The following is an 18,865-nucleotide window of genomic DNA, read 5'->3' as shown; positions in this document are numbered from 1 at the left end:
GAAGGGGACCTCGATGGATGCCGCAGCCCGTACCGCCCATGATTCCACCCTCCAGCCGTTCTCGGAGATGGAGCACTATAAGCATGCCGATGAGCTGCCGCCCGAGATTATGGCGGACAGCTACGACAAACTGGAGCGCCTGTGCCTCAAATATATGAATGAGGACGACTTTTCTAAGGTGGAGCAGGCCTATTGCTTTGCTGCCGAGAAGCACTGCAACCAAAAGCGCCGCTCGGGTGAGATGTACATCAACCATCCCGTCGAGGTGGCCATCATTTTGGCCGATCTCAAGATGGACTGCGATGTAGTGTGCGCCGCGCTGCTGCACGATACCGTCGAGGATACCGAGACCTCGCTTGCCGATGTTTCCGGCCTGTTTGGCGATACGGTGGCCGAGCTCGTCGATGGCGTGACCAAGCTCACCAACATCGAAGTCGACAGTATGGACGAGAAACAGGCGCTCACGCTGCGAAAGATGTTCCTCGCCATGTCCAAGGACATCCGCGTCATCATCGTTAAGCTTGCCGACCGTCTGCACAACATGCGCACCCTTGCAGCCCTGCGTGAGGACCGTCGCCTGTTTAAGGCTCGCGAGACCATGGACGTGTATGCGCCCCTGGCCGACCGTCTGGGCATGAGCTCCATTAAATGGGAGCTCGAGGACCTGTCCTTCTTCTACCTGGAGCCCGATGCCTACCAGCGCATCGCACGCATGGTGGCGGAGTCGCGCGAGGTCCGTGAGCGCTATCTGGCCGAGACCATCAAGACGCTCACCGACGAGCTCAACCGCATTGGCCTGGAAGACTTCCAGATCAACGGCCGTTCCAAGCACTATTGGTCCATCTACCAAAAGATGAAGCGCAAGGGCAAGGAATTCTCCGAGATCTACGACCTGGTGGCACTGCGCGTCATCACGCATTCGGTGCGCGATTGCTACTCCACGCTCGGCGCGGTGCACACGCTGTGGCACCCCATGCCCGGCCGCTTTAAAGACTATATCGCCATGCCCAAGGTCAATAACTACCAGTCGCTCCACACGACGGTCATCGGCCCCACGGCTCGCCCGCTCGAGATTCAGATTCGAACCTATGAGATGCATGAGCAGGCCGAGTACGGCATTGCCGCCCACTGGCTATATAAGAAGTCGGGCGGATCGTCTGCTTCCAAGACCAATGACGCTCAACGTTTGGACGACCAGATCAACTGGCTCAAGCATTCGCTCGATTGGGCGGCTTCCGACGAGATCACCGATGCCAAGGAATACCTGCATTCGCTGAAGGTCGACCTCTTCGATCAGGAGATCTTTGTCTTTACGCCCAAGGGCGAGGTCATGGCGCTTCGTGCCGGCTCCACGCCGCTCGACTTTGCCTACGCCGTTCACACCGAGGTGGGAAACCATTGCGTCGGCGCCAAAATCAACGGTGCGGTGGCTCCGCTCACGCACGAGATTAAGACGGGTGACCGTGTCGAGATTCTGACTAACAAGAGTTCCAAGCCGTCGCGTGATTGGCTCAAGATCGTTAAGACACCTTCCGCCAAGTCAAAGATCCGCCGCTATTTTGCCGCTGCGACCAAGGACGACGACGCTGCTGCTGGTCGCGATATGCTGGCTAAGGACCTGCGTAAGCGTGGCTATGGCATTTCTACGCCGCGTTCGACGCGTGCGCTCAACGCCGTGGCGGAGCAGTTTAACTTCAAGCAGCTCGAGGACCTGTTTGCCGCCGTCGGCGCCGGCAAGGTTGCCCCGCGCGCTGTGGGCAATAAGGTCGAGCAAATCTTGGACCCCAAGCCCGAGGAACAGCTCACCAAGGCCGAGGCTATCGCCGAGGTCGTGAAGCAGCCTGCTCGCGGCTCCAACCGCAAGCCGCAAAAGCGCGGCAAGAGCGCCAGTAACGGCATTATCGTCAAGGGCGAGAGCAACAGCGGCCTACTGGTCCGTCTGGCTCATTGCTGCAACCCCGTGACGGGCGACGACATCGTCGGCTTCATCACGCGCGGTCGTGGCGTTTCGGTGCATCGCGCCAACTGTCCCAACGTCAAGGGTCTTATGGAGCATCCCGAGCGCATGATCGAAGTGGAGTGGGACGGCGCTGCCGACACCCTCTTCCAGGTCGAGATCGTGGTCGAGTGCCTGGACCGCATGGGCCTGCTCAAGGATGTCACCATTGCCATTGGCGATGCGGGCGGCAATATCCTTTCTGCCGCCACGTCGACCAACCGCGAGGGTATTGCAACCCTGCGCTTTATGGTCGAGATCTCGGACGCGAGTGGTCTGGATCCGCTGCTGGCCTCCATCAGCAGCGTTGACTCGGTCTACGACGCGCGCCGCCTGATGCCCGGTGAGGGTGGAGCCCAGCTTAAGCGCCGCGTTTAGTCGCGACGAACGTGTCACATTATCGATATTCGCTACACTCGAGGCATCGTTTGATGCCTCGAGTTCTATAGAGAGGAGAGGGACATGAGTGCTGTGTCCTTGGATTTAACTCCCAAGGGATCGGTCGAGATCGAGACGCTCGTAAACGGTCCCATTCAGACCAATAGCTATGCTGTTATTTCGGACAATGAGTGCGTGATTATCGATCCCGCATGGGAAGGCGAACGCCTGGTGGAGCATATTCGAGCCGAGCATCCCGGCGTACGCGTGTTTGGCGCCGTATGCACTCATGGCCATGCCGATCATGTTGGTGGTGTTGCAGGCGTGCGAACCACCGTTGGCGAGGGCTGCCAGTATGAGCTGTGTGCTAAGGATGTGGCGGTGCCGCATGCGAACATCGAGGAACAGCGAGCTATGTGGGGCATTGAGACGCCTGACCCCGGGGAGCCGACGCACCTGCTCGCCGAGGGAGATGCTATCAAGGTGGGCGATATCTACCTGCAGGTGATCGAGACGCCAGGGCATACGCCGGGCGGGATCGTCTTGTTTGCTGCCACCGAGCAGGGGAACATTGCCTTTGTGGGCGACACCCTGTTTCCGGGTGGGCACGGCCGCACCGATCTTTCTGGAGGAGACGAGGCGGCGATTCTGCGCTCGCTCTCCAAGCTCGCCCGGCTTCTCCCGCCCGATACCGTTTGCCTAACCGGTCATGGCGATTCGACCACCATGGCACGCGAGCTCATGCAGAACCCTTTCATGCAGATTTAGCTTAATAGTCGGCTTTTGAAGCACGAGAAGCGTCCAAACGTCAAGCTATTTTTCCCCAATGGGTCGATTTCGTAGGGCAAACGGTCAAAAAAGTCTGTTTGGACGATATTCGTGAACAAACGAACGTTTATGCTCGGGTGCGCCGTGGTAAAATCTCAGGCGTTATCGGAGCAACCTTACAGGAGGTTTCTTTTATGCTCGTCAACGCAGCAGACATGCTCAAGAAGGCCGAGGCCGGCAAGTACGGTCTTGGTGCCTTCAACACCAACAACCTCGAGTGGACCCTGGCTATTCTCCAGGCCGCCGAGGAGGCCAAGTCTCCGCTGATCCTTCAGTGCACCGCTGGTGCCGCTAAGTGGATGGGCGGTTTCAAGGTCTGCGCCGACATGGTCAAGGCTGCCGTCGAGGCCACGGGCGTTACCGTTCCCGTCGCCCTTCACCTCGATCACGGTTCTTACGAGGACTGCTTCAAGTGCATCGAGGCCGGCTTCACGTCCATCATGTATGACGGCTCTCACGAGGAGACCTTCCAGCTTAACCTCGACCGCACCAAGGAGCTCGTTGAGCTTGCTCACTCCAAGGGCATGTCCATCGAGGCCGAGGTCGGCGGCATCGGCGGCACCGAGGACGGCGTGACCTCCAGCGGCGAGCTCGCTGATCCTGCTGAGTGCAAGCAGATCGCTGACCTGGGTGTCGACTTCCTCGCCTGCGGCATCGGCAACATCCACGGCGTGTACCCCGCCGACTGGGCTGGTCTTTCCTTCGAGCGTCTGGGCGAGATTAAGGCCCAGACCGGTGACCTGCCCCTCGTTCTGCACGGTGGCACCGGCATCCCCGAGGATCAGATCAAGAAGGCCATCTCCCTGGGCATCTCCAAGATCAACGTCAACACCGACCTGCAGCTCGTCTTCGCCAAGGGCGTCCGCGAGTACATCGAGGCTGGCAAGGATCAGCAGGGCAAGGGCTTTGACCCCCGCAAGCTCCTCAAGCCTGGTCGCGACAACATCGTTGCCCGCACCAAGGAGCTCATGGAGGAGTTTGGCTCCGTCAACAAGGCGTAAGCGTCGCTAAACTTCCCGCCGGAAGCCCCGTCCCCCTACACTGTTTCCTTTGCGCTCACCTGGCTTTGCCAGAAGTCGCGCCAAGAAAACAGCTCCGGGGGACGGGGCTTCCTTCGTTTAACGCCGCAGGGTTACGAGTCTGAATTAAGATGGCTACTGGCTTTGCCAGAAGTCGCGCGACGGAATCAGCTCCGGGGAAACGGGGCCTCCTTTGTTAACTTGCTACAGGGTTACTGGTCTGATTTTAGTTATATGGTTACCGTTCAGCGGTGTTGATGGCTCCCTTGTTGGGGCTTTCTTTTTATCTCGCTACAATGGGCTTCAAGCGTTCTAGTGACTTGGAGTTTTGGTATGGCTGTTATTAATGTGCTGCCTTCGGATGGGAAGGTTATTGACGAGGGTCCAGTTGGTTGCTCTGCTGATGTTTGCTGTGATGACTTTCGTCATCTCGATGTTGGACTGCCGCCCGAGATTCTTCGTCTTAAGGATGCCGGGTATTTGACGCAGGCTGTTGCTGCCTGCGATCGCCTTTTGGAGCAGAACCCCGAGCCTTCGCTGGCTGCTTGTGTTCGTGCCGAGCGGTATCGCATGCTCGAGACGCCGCTTCATTTTTCGGTGTCTCGCGATCAGGCTATTGCGATGATTCGCGAGGAGTGGCCAGAGTTTACCGAAGAGCAGTTTGATGACCTGATTAATCGTAAGCGTATTGACTGGCGCTTTATCGATGGTGAGCTGTTCGTTCTCGACAACTTCCTCGATTCGCTTCGCGTATATCCCAAAGAGGTTCCCGGCATGCGGCCCGATTCTGCGGACGGAATAGCACTGCGCAACGAGATGCTCAAGGAGATGGAGTCGCAAAACGGATTGGCTCGCGTCATTACGCTTAAAGCGTCCGTGTCTGTCCCCGGCGCTCTGGAAGGGGAGGCCGTTTGCGCTTGGCTTCCCGTCGCGGCTGCCTGCCGTCAGCAGTCTCGGGTCGAGATTCTCGACATGACGCCGGAGGGTGCTGTTGCTCCCGCGAATGCTTCGGCGCGTACCGTCTCGTGGTCTTCCTCGAGCGAGCACTTATTTTCGGTGACCTATCGTTATCACATCGATGCTGCTTATTGTGATGTCTACGGTGGCACACTTCCGGTTCACCCGCTTATGGATGCGCCTCTGCCCGAGGATATTTCCGAGGACCGTCCGCACATTGCATTCACGCCGTATCTGCAGCAGCTGACGGCCCGTGTCATTGACGGGCTCGAGGATCCGCTCGATCGCGCCCGTGCTATCTATGATTACCTGACGCAGTATATCGACTATCGCTATCAGCCGCCGTACTTGCTTTTGGGATCTATTGCCGATGGCTGCGCGCATTCGCTCCGCGGCGATTGCGGCGTTATGGCGCTCACGTTTATCACCATGTGCCGTATCGCGGGCGTGCCTGCCCGTTGGCAGAGCGGCCTGTATGTTGCGCCCGATTCGGTGGGGTCGCACGACTGGGCAGAGTTCTATACGCCGCAGACCGGTTGGCTCAACGCCGACGTGTCATTTGGATCTTCTGCTCGCAGGATGGGGGAGGAGCGGCGCCGCCGTCACTACTTTGGCAATCTCGACCCGTGGCGTATGGTGGCCAACAATCGATTCCAGGCAGAGTTTGAGCCCTCTTTCGACGGCATGCGCGAGGACCCTTACGATAACCAGATGGGTGAGGCTTCGGTTGACGGTCGCGGATGCCGTCGGCGCGAGATGCTCCGCACGGTCGAACTCATCGAAATGCTCGAAGTTCCATTTTCGGACTAATCGGTAGAAAGCTGTGATAAACTAACTCACGCATTGTGTGCCCGAGTGGCGGAATTGGCAGACGCAGTGGACTCAAAATCCACCGTTGGCAACAACGTGCGAGTTCGAGTCTCGCCTCGGGCACCATTCATGCAAGCGAGCGTTCAAGGGGGTTGCGGCCCCCTTTTTGTGCCGAACTCGCGTGAGCGCGCGAAGCGTTAAGCAAACAGGCTTGTGGCCTGTTTGTAACGGAGCGTGGCGAGGGCGCCACGCGCCCGAAGCCTGGAGCTTCGCGAAGCGAAGGCCCTTCGAGTCTCGCCTCGGGCACCATACATACAAGCGAGTGTTCAAGGGGGGGGTCAAGGCCCCTTTTTCGTGTACGTAATGTGATAACGTGCTGTACGTGTTATTATTCGCAAGGCGTTGTTCCCGCAATGCCCTAAAGAGGAACCTGAGGGTTCCCACCTTTTGGCGCCAATGAGCAGCTGACTGGTCATACAACTTAGATTCCCTTCCTCAAATCGAGGAAGTCTATGTGTACGACCTGGTTGCAAAGAAGCGCCGGGTTATTTTTTTATGAATGGAGGTAGGGAAAATAGCTAAGTCTGATGACACCCGCATCAACGACGAGATCACTGCATCTTCGTGCCGTTTGATTGGCGTCGATGGCTCACAGCTCGGCCTGTTCGCCATCCGCGATGCCCAGCGCGTCGCTGACGATCAGGGTCTCGACCTGGTCGAGATCGCTCCCAACGCGGAGCCGCCGGTCTGCAAGGTCATGGACTACGGTAAGTTCAAGTACCAGCAGGCCATGAAGGCCAAGGCCGCTCGTAAGAACCAGTCCAAGGTCGAGGTCAAGGAAATGAAGTTCCGACCCAAGATCGACGTTGGCGATTACGAGACCAAGAAGGGCCACGTTCTGCGTTTCCTCAAGAAGGGCGCACGCGTTAAGATCACCATCATGTTCCGCGGCCGTGAGATGGCTCATCCGGAGCAGGGTCTTAACGTTCTCGAGCGTCTCGCCGAGGATCTCAAGCCTTACGCTACGGTCGAGTCCAAGCCTAAGATGGAAGGCCGTAACATGCTTATGCTGCTCGCCCCGATTAAGGGCGCCTTCGATGAGGATAAAGCGGCAAGCGATACCAAGTAACTAGTGTTCTGTAACCGATTAAGGAGTATTTCATGCCTAAGATGAAGTCCCACAGCGGCACCAAGAAGCGTTTCCGCAAGACTGGTACCGGCAAGCTTATGCGCGCCAAGGCTTTCAAGAGCCACATCCTGAGCAAGAAGTCCACCAAGCGTAAGCGTGGCTTCCGTCAGGAGACCGAGATCGCCGCTGCCGACCGCAAGGTCATCAAGTCGCGTCTCGCCTAAGTTCGCGTTCCCGTTTTTCGTTTTACCGTCTAGGAGTTGATAGAACATGGCACGTATTAAGCGCGCTGTTGCCGCCAAGAAGAAGCGCCGTACCGTTATGCACCGTGCGAAGGGTTACTACGGTGCCGCTTCGCGTACTTACAAGCATGCTAAAGAGCAGGTCCAGCACTCCCTGCAGTATCAGTATCGTGATCGCCGCAACAAGAAGCGCGAGATCCGTTCTCTCTGGATTACTCGTATCAACGCTGCTGCTCGTCTGAACGACATCTCTTACTCTCAGTTCATGCACGGCCTGAAGGTTGCCGGCATCGAGCTCGACCGCAAGGTCCTGGCTCAGATGGCTTACGAGGACATCGAGTCCTTCAACGAGCTGGCTACCATCGCCAAGAAGGCTCTCGAGGCCTAATAGATTCTCTTGAATCGCTAGGGGAGTGTCGCGTTGTGCGCGGCGCTCCCTCTTTTTATCTGAAGCGCGGTTTACATTGCTAAAAGCGCGGGTAGATAAACACTTATAGGTGACCGATCTCTATATATTCCTGAACCAAAGGGTCATCATCTGATACGTGCGGAAGATCCGCACCAGTCTTTCTATTACCTATAGAAAGCAATATGTTGTGTAGGACTTGTGAAGAGTGGAATTGACGTCCCACAGGGCTTCGCGGTCTGGCAATATATCTCCTTGCCGCGCGGCCCGGTCGGACCGGATCAGCCGCCAGGCGTGCACCTTGAGAACCGGATACTGCGAGGATGGACACATTCAGTGTCGCATCCGGGCAGACATCGAACCATTTGAAATGGTCTAACTTGGATTTGTTTTTCGCAAGGCCGCCGAGAGGCGGCCCCGAGAAATTCCTTTTCCTATACTAAAACCATATGAATCGAACGGAACCGATCAGCTAATAGTTGTGAGGACCGGACGGGCTCGAAGCCCATACATTTTGGACGGAGAGTTCGATCCTGGCTCAGGATGAACGCTGGCGGCGCGCCTAACACATGCAAGTCGAACGGCACCCCTCTCCGGAGGGAAGCGAGTGGCGAACGGCTGAGTAACACGTGGAGAACCTGCCCCCTCCCCCGGGATAGCCGCCCGAAAGGACGGGTAATACCGGATACCCCGGGGTGCCGCATGGCACCCCGGCTAAAGCCCCGACGGGAGGGGATGGCTCCGCGGCCCATCAGGTAGACGGCGGGGTGACGGCCCACCGTGCCGACAACGGGTAGCCGGGTTGAGAGACCGACCGGCCAGATTGGGACTGAGACACGGCCCAGACTCCTACGGGAGGCAGCAGTGGGGAATCTTGCGCAATGGGGGGAACCCTGACGCAGCGACGCCGCGTGCGGGACGGAGGCCTTCGGGTCGTAAACCGCTTTCAGCAGGGAAGAGTCAAGACTGTACCTGCAGAAGAAGCCCCGGCTAACTACGTGCCAGCAGCCGCGGTAATACGTAGGGGGCGAGCGTTATCCGGATTCATTGGGCGTAAAGCGCGCGTAGGCGGCCCGGCAGGCCGGGGGTCGAAGCGGGGGGCTCAACCCCCCGAAGCCCCCGGAACCTCCGCGGCTTGGGTCCGGTAGGGGAGGGTGGAACACCCGGTGTAGCGGTGGAATGCGCAGATATCGGGTGGAACACCGGTGGCGAAGGCGGCCCTCTGGGCCGAGACCGACGCTGAGGCGCGAAAGCTGGGGGAGCGAACAGGATTAGATACCCTGGTAGTCCCAGCCGTAAACGATGGACGCTGGGTGTGGGGGGACGATCCCCCCGTGCCGCAGCCAACGCATTAAGCGTCCCGCCTGGGGAGTACGGCCGCAAGGCTAAAACTCAAAGGAATTGACGGGGGCCCGCACAAGCAGCGGAGCATGTGGCTTAATTCGAAGCAACGCGAAGAACCTTACCAGGGCTTGACATATGGGTGAAGCGGGGGAGACCCCGTGGCCGAGAGGAGCCCATACAGGTGGTGCATGGCTGTCGTCAGCTCGTGTCGTGAGATGTTGGGTTAAGTCCCGCAACGAGCGCAACCCCCGCCGCGTGTTGCCATCGGGTGATGCCGGGAACCCACGCGGGACCGCCGCCGTCAAGGCGGAGGAGGGCGGGGACGACGTCAAGTCATCATGCCCCTTATGCCCTGGGCTGCACACGTGCTACAATGGCCGGTACAGAGGGATGCCACCCCGCGAGGGGGAGCGGATCCCGGAAAGCCGGCCCCAGTTCGGATTGGGGGCTGCAACCCGCCCCCATGAAGTCGGAGTTGCTAGTAATCGCGGATCAGCATGCCGCGGTGAATGCGTTCCCGGGCCTTGTACACACCGCCCGTCACACCACCCGAGTCGTCTGCACCCGAAGTCGCCGGCCCAACCGAGAGGGGGGAGGCGCCGAAGGTGTGGAGGGTGAGGGGGGTGAAGTCGTAACAAGGTAGCCGTACCGGAAGGTGCGGCTGGATCACCTCCTTTCTAGGGAGATACATTCTTAGAGAGACAAACTTTAACTCGAATAGAGGGCAGGAGCCCGTCCGGTAGATGTCCGCCAGGATATGTCCCCGCAGCACCCGGTCCCCGGGGTCGCACCCGCGTACCTTGAGAGCCGCATAGCGATAGGAGAGAGATGGAAGATCCGAATCTTCCAGACTCGATTCTTTTCTGCGATTAAAGAAAGAATGATAGCAATCATTCATCCGATCCAAACAAGAAGAATTCACTTATAAATGAGTGAGGAGCATCTGATCGCGAGCACAGTCAACTACTGTGCCGCGGTATGAGATACCCGAATTGCGACATACGAGCGCTATTCATGATATCGATTAATTAATTTTAGCGACACGTGGATATCCCGCGGGCCCGAGAGCGGTCCCGCAAGATACCACGGGCGCACGGCGGATGCCTTGGCACAGGGAGCCGATGAAGGACGCGGCAAGCTGCGATAATCCCCGGCGAGGAGCACACATCCTTCGACCCGGGGGTCTCCGAATGGGCGAACCCATCCACAGCAGTGTGGATATCCCGACCCCGAACACATAGGGGTGGGGAGGACAACCCGGGGAACTGAAACATCTAAGTACCCGGAGGAGAGGAAATCAATCTCGAGACTCCCCGAGTAGCGGCGAGCGAAAGGGGACCGATGGCCAAACCGTCGAGCGGGCATACCCGGCAGGGGTTCCGCCGGCGGGGTTGCAGGGCCGCGCATCCGGGGGCTGCCGCCCCCGGGCGCAGGTCCGGCTGGGGAGCGGAACGGCATGGGAGGGCCGGCCGCAGCGGGTGACAGCCCCGTACGCGAACCCAGACCGGACGGCGCGACGCGGTCCCTGAGTAGGGCCGGGCACGTGAAACCCGGTCCGAACCTGGGTGGACCACCATCCAAGCCTGAGTACTACCCTGTGACCGATAGCGCACCAGTACCGTGAGGGAAAGGTGAAAAGCACCCCGGGAGGGGAGTGAAACAGTACCTGAAACCGTGCGCCCACGAGCAGTCGGAGCACCCTTGTGGTGTGACGGCGTGCCTTTTGTAGAATGAGCCAGCGAGTCGCTGGCGCGGGGCGAGGTTAACCGAAAGGGAGCCGGAGCGAAAGCGAGCCTTAACAGGGCGACTTGAGTCCCGCGCCGCGGACGCGAAGCCGGGTGAGCTATCCGTGGGCAGGCTGAAGCGGGGGTAAGACCCCGTGGAGGGCCGAACGCACGTCGGTTGAAAACGGCGGCGATGACCTGCGGATAGGGGTGAAAGGCCAATCAAACCCGGAGATATCTCGTTCTCCCCGAAATAGCTTTAGGGCTAGCGTCGCGCGTTCACCGCCGGAGGTAGAGCACCGGATGGACGAGGGGGCTTCGCCGCCTACCGAATCCAACCGAACTCCGAATGCCGGCGGCCCAGAGCGCGGCAGTCAGAGCATGTGGGCTAAGCTGTGTGCTCGAGAGGGAAACAGCCCGGACCGCCCGCTAAGGTCCCCAAGTTCCAGCCGAGTGGCAAAGGATGTGCGTCCGCCCAGACAACCAGGATGTTGGCTTAGAAGCAGCCATCCATTCAAAGAGTGCGTAACAGCTCACTGGTCGAGTGGACATGCGCCGACAATACACGGGGCTAAGCTGGACACCGAAGCGGCGGGATTTTAATTCATTAGAATCGGTAGGGGAGCTTCCCATGGGCGGGGAAGCCGCCGGGCGACCGGCGGTGGAGCGCATGGGAGTGAGAATGCTGGCATGAGTAGCGAGAGACGAGAGAGTAACTCGTCCGCCGTGAACCCGAGGTTTCCTGGGCAAGGCTAATCCTCCCAGGGTCAGTCGGGGGCTAAGGCGAGGCCGGGAGGCGTAGCCGACGCGCAGCAGGCAGACATTCCTGCACCGCGCACGCGGCGCTACGACCGACGGGGCGACGGATGGGGGTGGCTCGGCGGGGTTCTGGACGTCCCCGTGATGGAGCGCGGCCCGCGGACCAGGGAAATCCGGTCCGCACGAGGGCGAGGCTCCGGACGAAGCGATCAAGCGAAGCGAGTGAGCCCGAGGTCCCTAGAAAAACCCCTAGGCAGGCGCGTGCGCGCCCGTACCGCAAACCGACACAGGTGGGTGGGTAGAACATACCGAGGCGATCGGGTCAACCATGGTCAAGGAACTCGGCACAATGGCCCCGTAACTTCGGGAGAAGGGGTGCCCGCGCGTACGTGAACGGACTTGCTCCGGGAGCGGAGGCGGGCCGCAGTGGAGAGGCCCAAGCGACTGTTTACCAAAAACACAGGACTCTGCAGAAGCCGCAAGGCGACGTATAGGGTCTGACGCCTGCCCGGTGCCGGAAGGTCACGCGGAGGAGTTAGCCGCAAGGCGAAGCCCCGAAGCCAAGCCCCGGTAAACGGCGGCCGTAACTATAACGGTCCTAAGGTAGCGAAATTCCTTGTCGGGTAAGTTCCGACCTGCACGAAAGGCGCAACGACTTGGGCGCTGTCTCGACCATGGACCCGGTGAAATTGCACTGGTCGTGAAGATGCGACTTACCCGCGGAAGGACGGAGAGACCCCGTGAACCTTCACTGCAGCTTGGCATTGGCCGCTGGTCCCGCGTGTAGAGGATAGGCAGGAGGCATCGATCCGGAGGCGCCAGCCCCCGGGGAGCCGCCCTTGGAATACTGCCCTCGCGCGACCGGCGTCCTAACCCGAGGCCGTCGACCGGCTCGGGGACCGTGCCAGGCGGGCAGTTTGACTGGGGCGGTCGCCTCCTAAAGGGTAACGGAGGCGCGCGAAGGTCCGCTCGGGACGGTCGGCAACCGTCCTTTTGAATGCAAGAGTACAAGCGGGCTTGACTGCGAGGCCCACAAGCCGAGCAGGTGCGAAAGCAGGCTCTAGTGATCCGGCGGCCCCGAGTGGGTGGGCCGTCGCTCAACGGATAAAAGGTACTCCGGGGATAACAGGCTGATCTTGCCCAAGAGTCCACATCGACGGCAAGGTTTGGCACCTCGATGTCGGCTCATCGCATCCTGGGGCTGGAGCAGGTCCCAAGGGTACGGCTGTTCGCCGTTTAAAGCGGTACGCGAGCTGGGTTCAGAACGTCGTGAGACAGTTCGGTCCCTATCCTCCGTGGGCGCAGGAGAATCGATGGAGGCTGCCCCCAGTACGAGAGGACCGGGGTGGACGCACCTCCGGTGAACCGGTTGTCGACCAACGGCACGGCCGGGTAGCCGCGTGCGGCGCGGATAACCGCTGAAGGCATCTAAGCGGGAAGCCGTTCCAGGGATTAGTTCTCCTTCCGGTAAGGGCCCAGGTAGACTACCTGGTCGATAGACGGCAGGTGCAAGGCTGGCGACAGCCTCAGCCGAGCCGCACTAATCGCCCGAGCTCTTCCGGAACCGCACCTCGCGGCCCGCGGGACCCAGCGCTCATGCGCGCGGTCCGGGCACGAGGATGCCCCCGAGTCACCTCCCCTATGCGCCATGCGGCCCCCAGGGCACGTAGATGAGACCCAGGACACCGTAACGGTGGGCGCCGCCCACCGGTCAGCGGCCAGAGCATGGGGGGCACGCCCGGTCCCGTTCCGAACCCGGAAGCTAAGCCCCATCGCGCCGAGAGTACTGCGGGGCCAGCCCGTGGGAGGCCAGGGCGCCGCTGACCGGTGGACGGCACCGAGCCGTCGGATGACTTGAAGAAGGGGGAGGCCTCGCGGCCTCCCCCTTTTTTGCGTTTTATAAAGAGCTGTAATACAAGAACTCGCCTTCTTTTAGCTTGTCTTACTGTTTGGCTGTATTTTGAGTCCTTCTTTTGTATTTGCGCGATAATAACTCCCATTGGCGTTAGGGAGGACTTGATGTTTACCGTTTTTGTCTTGGGCAATATTGCTTCGGGTAAGTCGACTGCCTGCCGCTATCTCGAATCTCATGGCGCCATGCTTATCGATCTGGACGAGCTTGCCAAATCGCTGTATGTGCCAGGCTCCGATATCGTCAATGCCCTCGCGGAAGAATTTGGCTGGGATATTTTGGATGAGGAGGGCGGCATTCGCCGCAGCATCCTCGCTTCTCGAGCTTTCGCTTCTCCTGATTCGGTCGCACGGCTCAATGGCCTTGTGCACCCCGTTCTCATTGAACAGCTTTCGCTTAGGATTCTCGATCCGGTTTGTTGTACGGTTTCGTCCCCCCGTTATCCCTTTGCGGTTGTCGAGGTTTCTGCCCCGACTGGTTTTGAGGATGCTTTTGGCCTGGCTGATGAAATTCTGGTTATCAGTGCTCCTTTGGCAGTTCGTCGCGAGCGTGCCATTCATCGTGGTATGGAGTCCTCTGATTTTGATGCTCGCTCTGCATGCCAACCTGATGAGGCTTCGCTTTGCAATCTCGCTACGACGGTAATCGATAATGCGGGAGGCGATAATTCGCTCTTTGAACAACTGGACGCATGGCTTGTGCGCCATGGCTTCGGGGATGTAACGGATAAGGAGGAGGCCGATGCCTAAGACACGTTTCTTTACGTGGTATCGCGTTGCGCCACTTGCCGTTGTGCTCGTCTTCGGCTTTATTTCGCTCGTCTACTCGTATGCTCCTGCCGCCTTCTTTAAGCCTTTGTATCCAATTGACTACGAGGCGTATGTAAAGCAATCGAGCATTTCGCACAATCTTGATCCATATCTGGTGTGTGCTGTCATAAAGTCGGAATCGAATTGGGATCCCGAGGCTGAGTCGAATCAAGGCGCTCGGGGATTGATGCAGCTGATGCCCGAGACTGCCCAGGATATGATTGCCAAGGGTCTTGTCGATGGTAGCGAGTATTCCGCCGACAACCTTAACGATCCCGCTACGAACATCGAGTTTGGCTGTGCGTATCTTTCGTATCTTCTAACGTATTTTAACGGGTCGACTGACAGCGCCATTGCCGCCTATAACGCCGGCATGGGCAATGTCGACGGATGGGCGCAGCAGAGCACGTCGCTTCATAATGCAATCACCTTTCCCGAGACGCAGGCGTATCTGATTCGTGTCAATAATGCCTGGGTTCGCTACAAGACCCTCTATCCCGATCGGTTCGTATAGGACTATGCCTGCCGCCTGCGTATACTGCAGATATATGAGTTAGGAGTATCCATGGCGGAATTTGAAGTTGAGCGTGTTGGAGGAGAGCTCAAACGTTTTGGCGTTGAGGGCTCTGAGGTGCCGTTTGAGGTCGTGTCTCCCTATGAGCCTGCAGGTTCTCAGCCTAAGGCCATTGAGTCGCTTGTGCAGGGTGTGAGGGACGGAGATCGCTATCAGGTTTTGCTGGGCGTGACTGGTTCGGGCAAGACCTTCACGATGGCTAAGACTATTGAGGCCCTGGGGAAGCCGACGCTGGTCATGGCTCCCAATAAAACGCTCGCCGCTCAGCTTGCGAGCGAGCTCAAAGAGTTCTTTCCCAACAACGCTGTGGTCTACTTTGTCTCGTACTACGACTACTATCAGCCCGAGGCGTATGTGCCGCAAAGCGATACATATATCGAGAAAGACTCCTCGATTAACGAAGAGGTCGAGATGCTGCGCCATCAGGCGACCGCGTCACTGCTCTCTCGACGCGATGTGATCGTTGTCGCATCGGTCTCGTGTATCTATGGCATTGGCTCTCCTGAGGACTATGCGGGTCTGGCTCCAAACGTCGACAAGAAGGTGCCGCTCGAGCGCGATGACTTTATCCATGCACTTATCGACATTCAATATGATCGCAATGACTATGACCTAGCGCGCGGCACGTTCCGCGTGCGCGGCGATGTTGTCGACGTGTATCCGCCTTATGCCGAGCATCCGTTGCGGTTTGAGTTCTTTGGCGACGAGGTTGAGCTTATTGCCGAGATCGATGAGGTTACCGGTGAGATGCTTCGTGAGTACGAGGCCATCCCCGTATGGCCGGCATCGCACTACGTGACCGAGAAGCCGAAGGTCAAGGCGGCTCTGAAATCAATCAGTGAAGAGTGCGAGAAGCGTGTGGCCGAGCTCAAGGCGACCGACAAGTTGCTCGAGGCACAGCGTCTGCAGCAGCGCACCGACTATGATCTCGAGATGCTCGAGACCATGGGTTTTTGTAACGGTATCGAGAACTACTCGCGTCATCTGGACGGTCGAAAACCGGGCGAGCCGCCGTTTACCCTGATCGATTACTTCCCTAAGGACATGCTCTGCATCATCGATGAGAGCCATGTGACGGTGCCGCAGATTCGCGGCATGCACGAAGGTGACCGCTCGCGTAAGGTGACGCTGGTGGAACACGGTTTTCGCCTTCCTTCGGCACTCGATAACCGCCCGCTTCGTTTCGATGAGTTTGAGGCAAGGATCCCCCAGTTCATCTACGTTTCGGCCACGCCGGGCGACTACGAGCTGCGGGTGAGCCAGAACGATGTTGAGCAGATTATTCGTCCGACCGGCCTGCTCGATCCCAAGATCGATGTGCGTCCGGTTCGCGGTCAGATTGACGATCTTGAGGACGAGATTCGCGAGCGCGTTGCCCGCAAGGAGCGCGTGCTGGTGACCACGTTGACCAAGCGCATGGCCGAGGACCTGACCGACCATCTGCTTGATGCGGGCATTAAGGTCAATTACATGCATTCTGATACGGCGACAATGGACCGTGTCGAGATCCTGCGAACGCTGCGCGAGGGCAAGATCGATGTTCTCGTTGGCATCAACCTGCTTCGCGAGGGCTTGGATCTTCCCGAGGTCTCACTGGTGGCAATTCTCGATGCCGATAAGGAAGGCTTCTTGCGCAACCGCCGTTCGCTGATTCAGACGATTGGCCGCGCGGCCCGTAACGCCGATGGCGAAGTCATCATGTATGCTGACGTTGTGACCGATTCGATGAAAGAGGCCATCGAGGAGACGCAGCGCCGTCGCGAGATTCAGATGGCATATAACGAAGAGCATGGCATTGTGCCCAAGACGGTGCGCAAGGCCATCAACGACATCTCAAGTTTTATTGCCGAGGCCGAAAAAACCGTGGGTTCCAAGGGACGCTCGAAGGGCGACTCTCTTGGCCATGGCGCATTCTATACGCCCGATGAGTCGGGCGAGGGTGGCGTGCCGGAAACGGTGGCGCCCGAGCAGACACTTGCGGAGCAGTTGGAAGAACTGCCGCATGACGAGCTCGTGCGGATCGTCGAAACCATGGAAGAGGATATGCGTAACGCTTCTGCCGCCATGGACTTTGAGGAGGCGGCGCGCCTGCGCGATGCCGTCGTTCAGATTCGGGCGATGCTCGAGGGTGCGTCTGAGGACGAGACGATCGAGCGCTTACGTTCGCAGGCTCGCAAGGGTTCCACGTTCGCATCGGGCAGAAAACGCCAGGGTGCACGGTTTAAGAAATAGCGAACATGCCCCGAGTTCCCTGCGGAGCTCGAGGCATGCGTCTTTTGCGCGCTGGAATTCGTGCGTTAGAGGTCTGCGATCAGGGCTTCGGCACAACGGATGCCGTCGGTGGCGGCGCTCATGATGCCGCCGGCATATCCAGCTCCCTCACCGCAAGGGTAGAGGCCCGGGGTCGACACGGCATGGCATGTTCGGTCTCGGGTGACGGTGACCGGTGAGCTCGAGCGAGTCTCCACGCCGGTAAGGACAGCATCGGAGCGGTCGTAGCCTCGTAGCTTTTTTCCAAGTAGGGGAAGTCCCAGGCGGAGCGACTCGACGATATGCTGCGGCAGGGCTTCGTCAATTGCCGTCCAGGTCACACCGAGCGGATAGGTGGGCTTTACCTTTCCGGGCGCCTTGCTGGCGCGTCCTGCGAGGAAATCTCCGACGAGCTGTGCCGGTGCGTTCCAGTTGGAACCGCCCAGGCGGTAGGCGGCCGCCTCGCAGGCGCGCTGGAGCTCGATGCCGGCGAGTGGGTCATCGTTGGGAAGGTCCTCAGGCGTGACGTTAACGAGCAGGGCGGCATTTGCGTTGCGTCCGTCGCGGGCATTGAGACTGGCGCCGTTGACGCACAAGTGGCCCTGCTCGGAAGAGGCGGCGACAACCTGCCCGCCGGGACACATGCAAAACGAGAACACGCTGCGGCCGTTGGGAAGATGGGCGACGAGCTTGTAGGGGGCTGCTCCGAGGGCAGGATGTCCCGCCGAGGCTCCGAATTGGGCTCGGTCGATGTCGCGCTGCGGATGCTCGATGCGAACGCCCATGGCAAAGGTCTTTTGTGCGAGGACCACGTTGTGGTCCTTAAGGAGCTCAAAAATATCGCGAGCAGAATGCCCGCAGGCGAGGATGAGGTGCTTTGTCTCGATTGGCTCGCAAGCGGTGTCTTGGGACGATTGGACATCAATACCGGTGATGGCGCCAGACGCGTCGATGCGAATGTCGACGAGCTTCGTTCGATAACGGACGACACCTCCGAGCTGCTCGATGCGCTGGGATATAGCGGTGACGACCGTGGGAAGGATGTCGGAGCCAATGTGCGGCTTGGCATCCCACAGAATATCGCGGGGCGCACCCGCCTCGACGAAGGTTTCGAGGATAAGGCGATGGGCGGGATTTTTGGTTCCCGTATTGAGCTTGCCGTCCGAGAAGGTCCCCGCGCCGCCCAGGCCAAACTGGATATTGCTCTCGGGGTCGAGGATGCGCTCCTTTAGAAAGAGGTCGATCGCCTGCGAGCGGCGAAATGCCGGGTCGCCGCGCTCGATGAGCAAGGGCTTAAGACCTGCTTCGGCGAGCGTAAGCGCAGCGAAAAGGCCGGCGCATCCGGCGCCGACAACGACAGGGCGTTCTTGAGGTACGTCGGAGGCGGAGGAGGGGAATGAAGGCTCATCGTCTTCTATCGCGCGTACGCGCGAGCGGTCACGCTCGGCAACGCTGTCGACCGCTTCTCGCTCGAGGTGGGGACTAGTCAGCTCAACACGAAAGCTCAGGATAAAATGGACGTCTCGTTTTTTGCGAGCGTCGATTGACTTGCGGTGGAGCTCGATGGACTTGATCTCGGAGTCCTTGCAACGTAGGACGCGCTTGGCGACTCGCTTGCCAACAATGAGACAGGCATTTTCATCGTCGGCTTCATCGAGCGACGCGTTGACTTGGGTGATTTCGATCATCGAGGTCTCCTTAGAGGCAAGAAAGAGGCCGTCCGGTATC

The 18,865-nt window shown here is 59.1% G+C and carries 11 protein-coding genes, 1 tRNA gene and 3 rRNA genes; 14 read left to right on the top strand and 1 reads right to left on the bottom strand.

The genetic code is table 11. From position 1 onward, the window contains the following. Nucleotides 1–13: 13 nt before the first annotated feature. The 14 genes from DXD24_RS00215 (at nt 14) to uvrB (ending at nt 17,119) form a co-directional block, all read left to right on the top strand. Nucleotides 14–2,374, top strand: coding sequence for a bifunctional (p)ppGpp synthetase/guanosine-3',5'-bis(diphosphate) 3'-pyrophosphohydrolase (locus tag DXD24_RS00215; protein ID WP_089573299.1), 2,361 nt, complete (start codon nt 14–16; stop codon nt 2,372–2,374). 84 nt (nt 2,375–2,458) lie between these two features. Continuing rightward, the gene (locus DXD24_RS00210) at nt 2,459–3,142 is read left to right on the top strand and encodes an MBL fold metallo-hydrolase (protein WP_089573298.1); all 684 of its coding nucleotides are present in this window, start codon (nt 2,459–2,461) and stop codon (nt 3,140–3,142) included. Between the two features lie 194 nt (nt 3,143–3,336). Further along, nucleotides 3,337–4,203: a class II fructose-1,6-bisphosphate aldolase gene (fba, locus tag DXD24_RS00205; RefSeq protein WP_035137086.1), complete on the top strand. Its 867-nt coding sequence runs from the start codon at nt 3,337–3,339 to the stop codon at nt 4,201–4,203. Between the two features lie 351 nt (nt 4,204–4,554). Continuing rightward, nucleotides 4,555–5,988: a transglutaminase-like domain-containing protein gene (locus DXD24_RS00200; RefSeq protein ID WP_117645698.1), complete on the top strand. Its 1,434-nt coding sequence runs from the start codon at nt 4,555–4,557 to the stop codon at nt 5,986–5,988. A 39-nt stretch (nt 5,989–6,027) separates the two neighbouring features. After that, a tRNA-Leu gene (locus DXD24_RS00195) sits at nt 6,028–6,114 on the top strand. A gap of 433 nt (nt 6,115–6,547) precedes the next feature. After that, nucleotides 6,548–7,117, top strand: coding sequence for a translation initiation factor IF-3 (infC, locus tag DXD24_RS00190; protein WP_006234423.1), 570 nt, complete (start codon nt 6,548–6,550; stop codon nt 7,115–7,117). A gap of 32 nt (nt 7,118–7,149) precedes the next feature. Then, nucleotides 7,150–7,341 (top strand): 50S ribosomal protein L35, encoded by a 192-nt coding sequence (gene rpmI / locus DXD24_RS00185; RefSeq protein ID WP_006234422.1) that lies wholly within the window; start codon nt 7,150–7,152, stop codon nt 7,339–7,341. Nucleotides 7,342–7,387: 46 nt separating this feature from the next. After that, the gene (gene rplT / locus DXD24_RS00180; RefSeq protein ID WP_006234421.1) at nt 7,388–7,747 is read left to right on the top strand and encodes a 50S ribosomal protein L20; all 360 of its coding nucleotides are present in this window, start codon (nt 7,388–7,390) and stop codon (nt 7,745–7,747) included. A 533-nt stretch (nt 7,748–8,280) separates the two neighbouring features. Next, nucleotides 8,281–9,786: ribosomal RNA gene (locus DXD24_RS00175) — 16S ribosomal RNA — on the top strand. Between the two features lie 396 nt (nt 9,787–10,182). Beyond that, nucleotides 10,183–13,156 (top strand): 23S ribosomal RNA (locus DXD24_RS00170). Nucleotides 13,157–13,302: 146 nt separating this feature from the next. Further along, nucleotides 13,303–13,418, top strand: a 5S ribosomal RNA gene (rrf, locus tag DXD24_RS00165). The 16S, 23S and 5S rRNA genes sit together here, the layout of an rRNA operon. Nucleotides 13,419–13,611: 193 nt before the next feature. Further along, nucleotides 13,612–14,253, top strand: a complete 642-nt coding sequence (gene coaE, locus DXD24_RS00160; protein WP_117564883.1) for a dephospho-CoA kinase — start codon at nt 13,612–13,614, stop codon at nt 14,251–14,253. Next, nucleotides 14,246–14,827 carry a lytic transglycosylase domain-containing protein gene (locus DXD24_RS00155; RefSeq protein WP_089573603.1) on the top strand — a complete coding sequence of 194 codons (582 nt, stop codon included), beginning with the start codon at nt 14,246–14,248 and terminating at the stop codon, nt 14,825–14,827. Before coaE ends, DXD24_RS00155 begins: the two co-directional genes overlap by 8 nt. Nucleotides 14,828–14,878: 51 nt before the next feature. After that, a complete protein-coding gene (uvrB, locus tag DXD24_RS00150; RefSeq protein WP_089573604.1) occupies nt 14,879–17,119 on the top strand; it encodes an excinuclease ABC subunit UvrB in 2,241 nt (746 codons plus the stop codon). Nucleotides 17,120–17,184: 65 nt separating this feature from the next. On the opposite strand, the gene DXD24_RS00145 is transcribed toward uvrB, so the two are convergent. Beyond that, a complete protein-coding gene (locus DXD24_RS00145; RefSeq protein ID WP_117564882.1) occupies nt 17,185–18,825 on the bottom strand; it encodes an NAD(P)/FAD-dependent oxidoreductase in 1,641 nt (546 codons plus the stop codon). Nucleotides 18,826–18,865 lie beyond the last annotated feature (40 nt).

The sequence above is a fragment of the Collinsella sp. TF12-2AT genome, assembly GCF_003436735.1.
In the GTDB taxonomy this organism is placed as follows: Bacteria; Actinomycetota; Coriobacteriia; order Coriobacteriales; family Coriobacteriaceae; genus Collinsella.
This window is presented reverse-complemented; position numbering and strand designations above follow the sequence as displayed.

Bases quoted from the DNA above. Each gene is read 5' to 3' on its own strand.
- DXD24_RS00215 (WP_089573299.1), top strand. From the start codon at position 14: ATGGATGCCGCAGCCCGTACCGCCCATGATTCCACCCTCCAGCCGTTC.
- DXD24_RS00210 (WP_089573298.1), top strand. From the start codon at position 2,459: ATGAGTGCTGTGTCCTTGGATTTAACTCCCAAGGGATCGGTCGAGATC.
- fba (WP_035137086.1), top strand. From the start codon at position 3,337: ATGCTCGTCAACGCAGCAGACATGCTCAAGAAGGCCGAGGCCGGCAAG.
- DXD24_RS00200 (WP_117645698.1), top strand. From the start codon at position 4,555: ATGGCTGTTATTAATGTGCTGCCTTCGGATGGGAAGGTTATTGACGAG.
- infC (WP_006234423.1), top strand. From the start codon at position 6,548: ATGGAGGTAGGGAAAATAGCTAAGTCTGATGACACCCGCATCAACGAC.
- rpmI (WP_006234422.1), top strand. From the start codon at position 7,150: ATGCCTAAGATGAAGTCCCACAGCGGCACCAAGAAGCGTTTCCGCAAG.
- rplT (WP_006234421.1), top strand. From the start codon at position 7,388: ATGGCACGTATTAAGCGCGCTGTTGCCGCCAAGAAGAAGCGCCGTACC.
- coaE (WP_117564883.1), top strand. From the start codon at position 13,612: ATGTTTACCGTTTTTGTCTTGGGCAATATTGCTTCGGGTAAGTCGACT.
- DXD24_RS00155 (WP_089573603.1), top strand. From the start codon at position 14,246: ATGCCTAAGACACGTTTCTTTACGTGGTATCGCGTTGCGCCACTTGCC.
- uvrB (WP_089573604.1), top strand. From the start codon at position 14,879: ATGGCGGAATTTGAAGTTGAGCGTGTTGGAGGAGAGCTCAAACGTTTT.
- DXD24_RS00145 (WP_117564882.1), bottom strand. From the start codon at position 18,825: ATGATCGAAATCACCCAAGTCAACGCGTCGCTCGATGAAGCCGACGAT.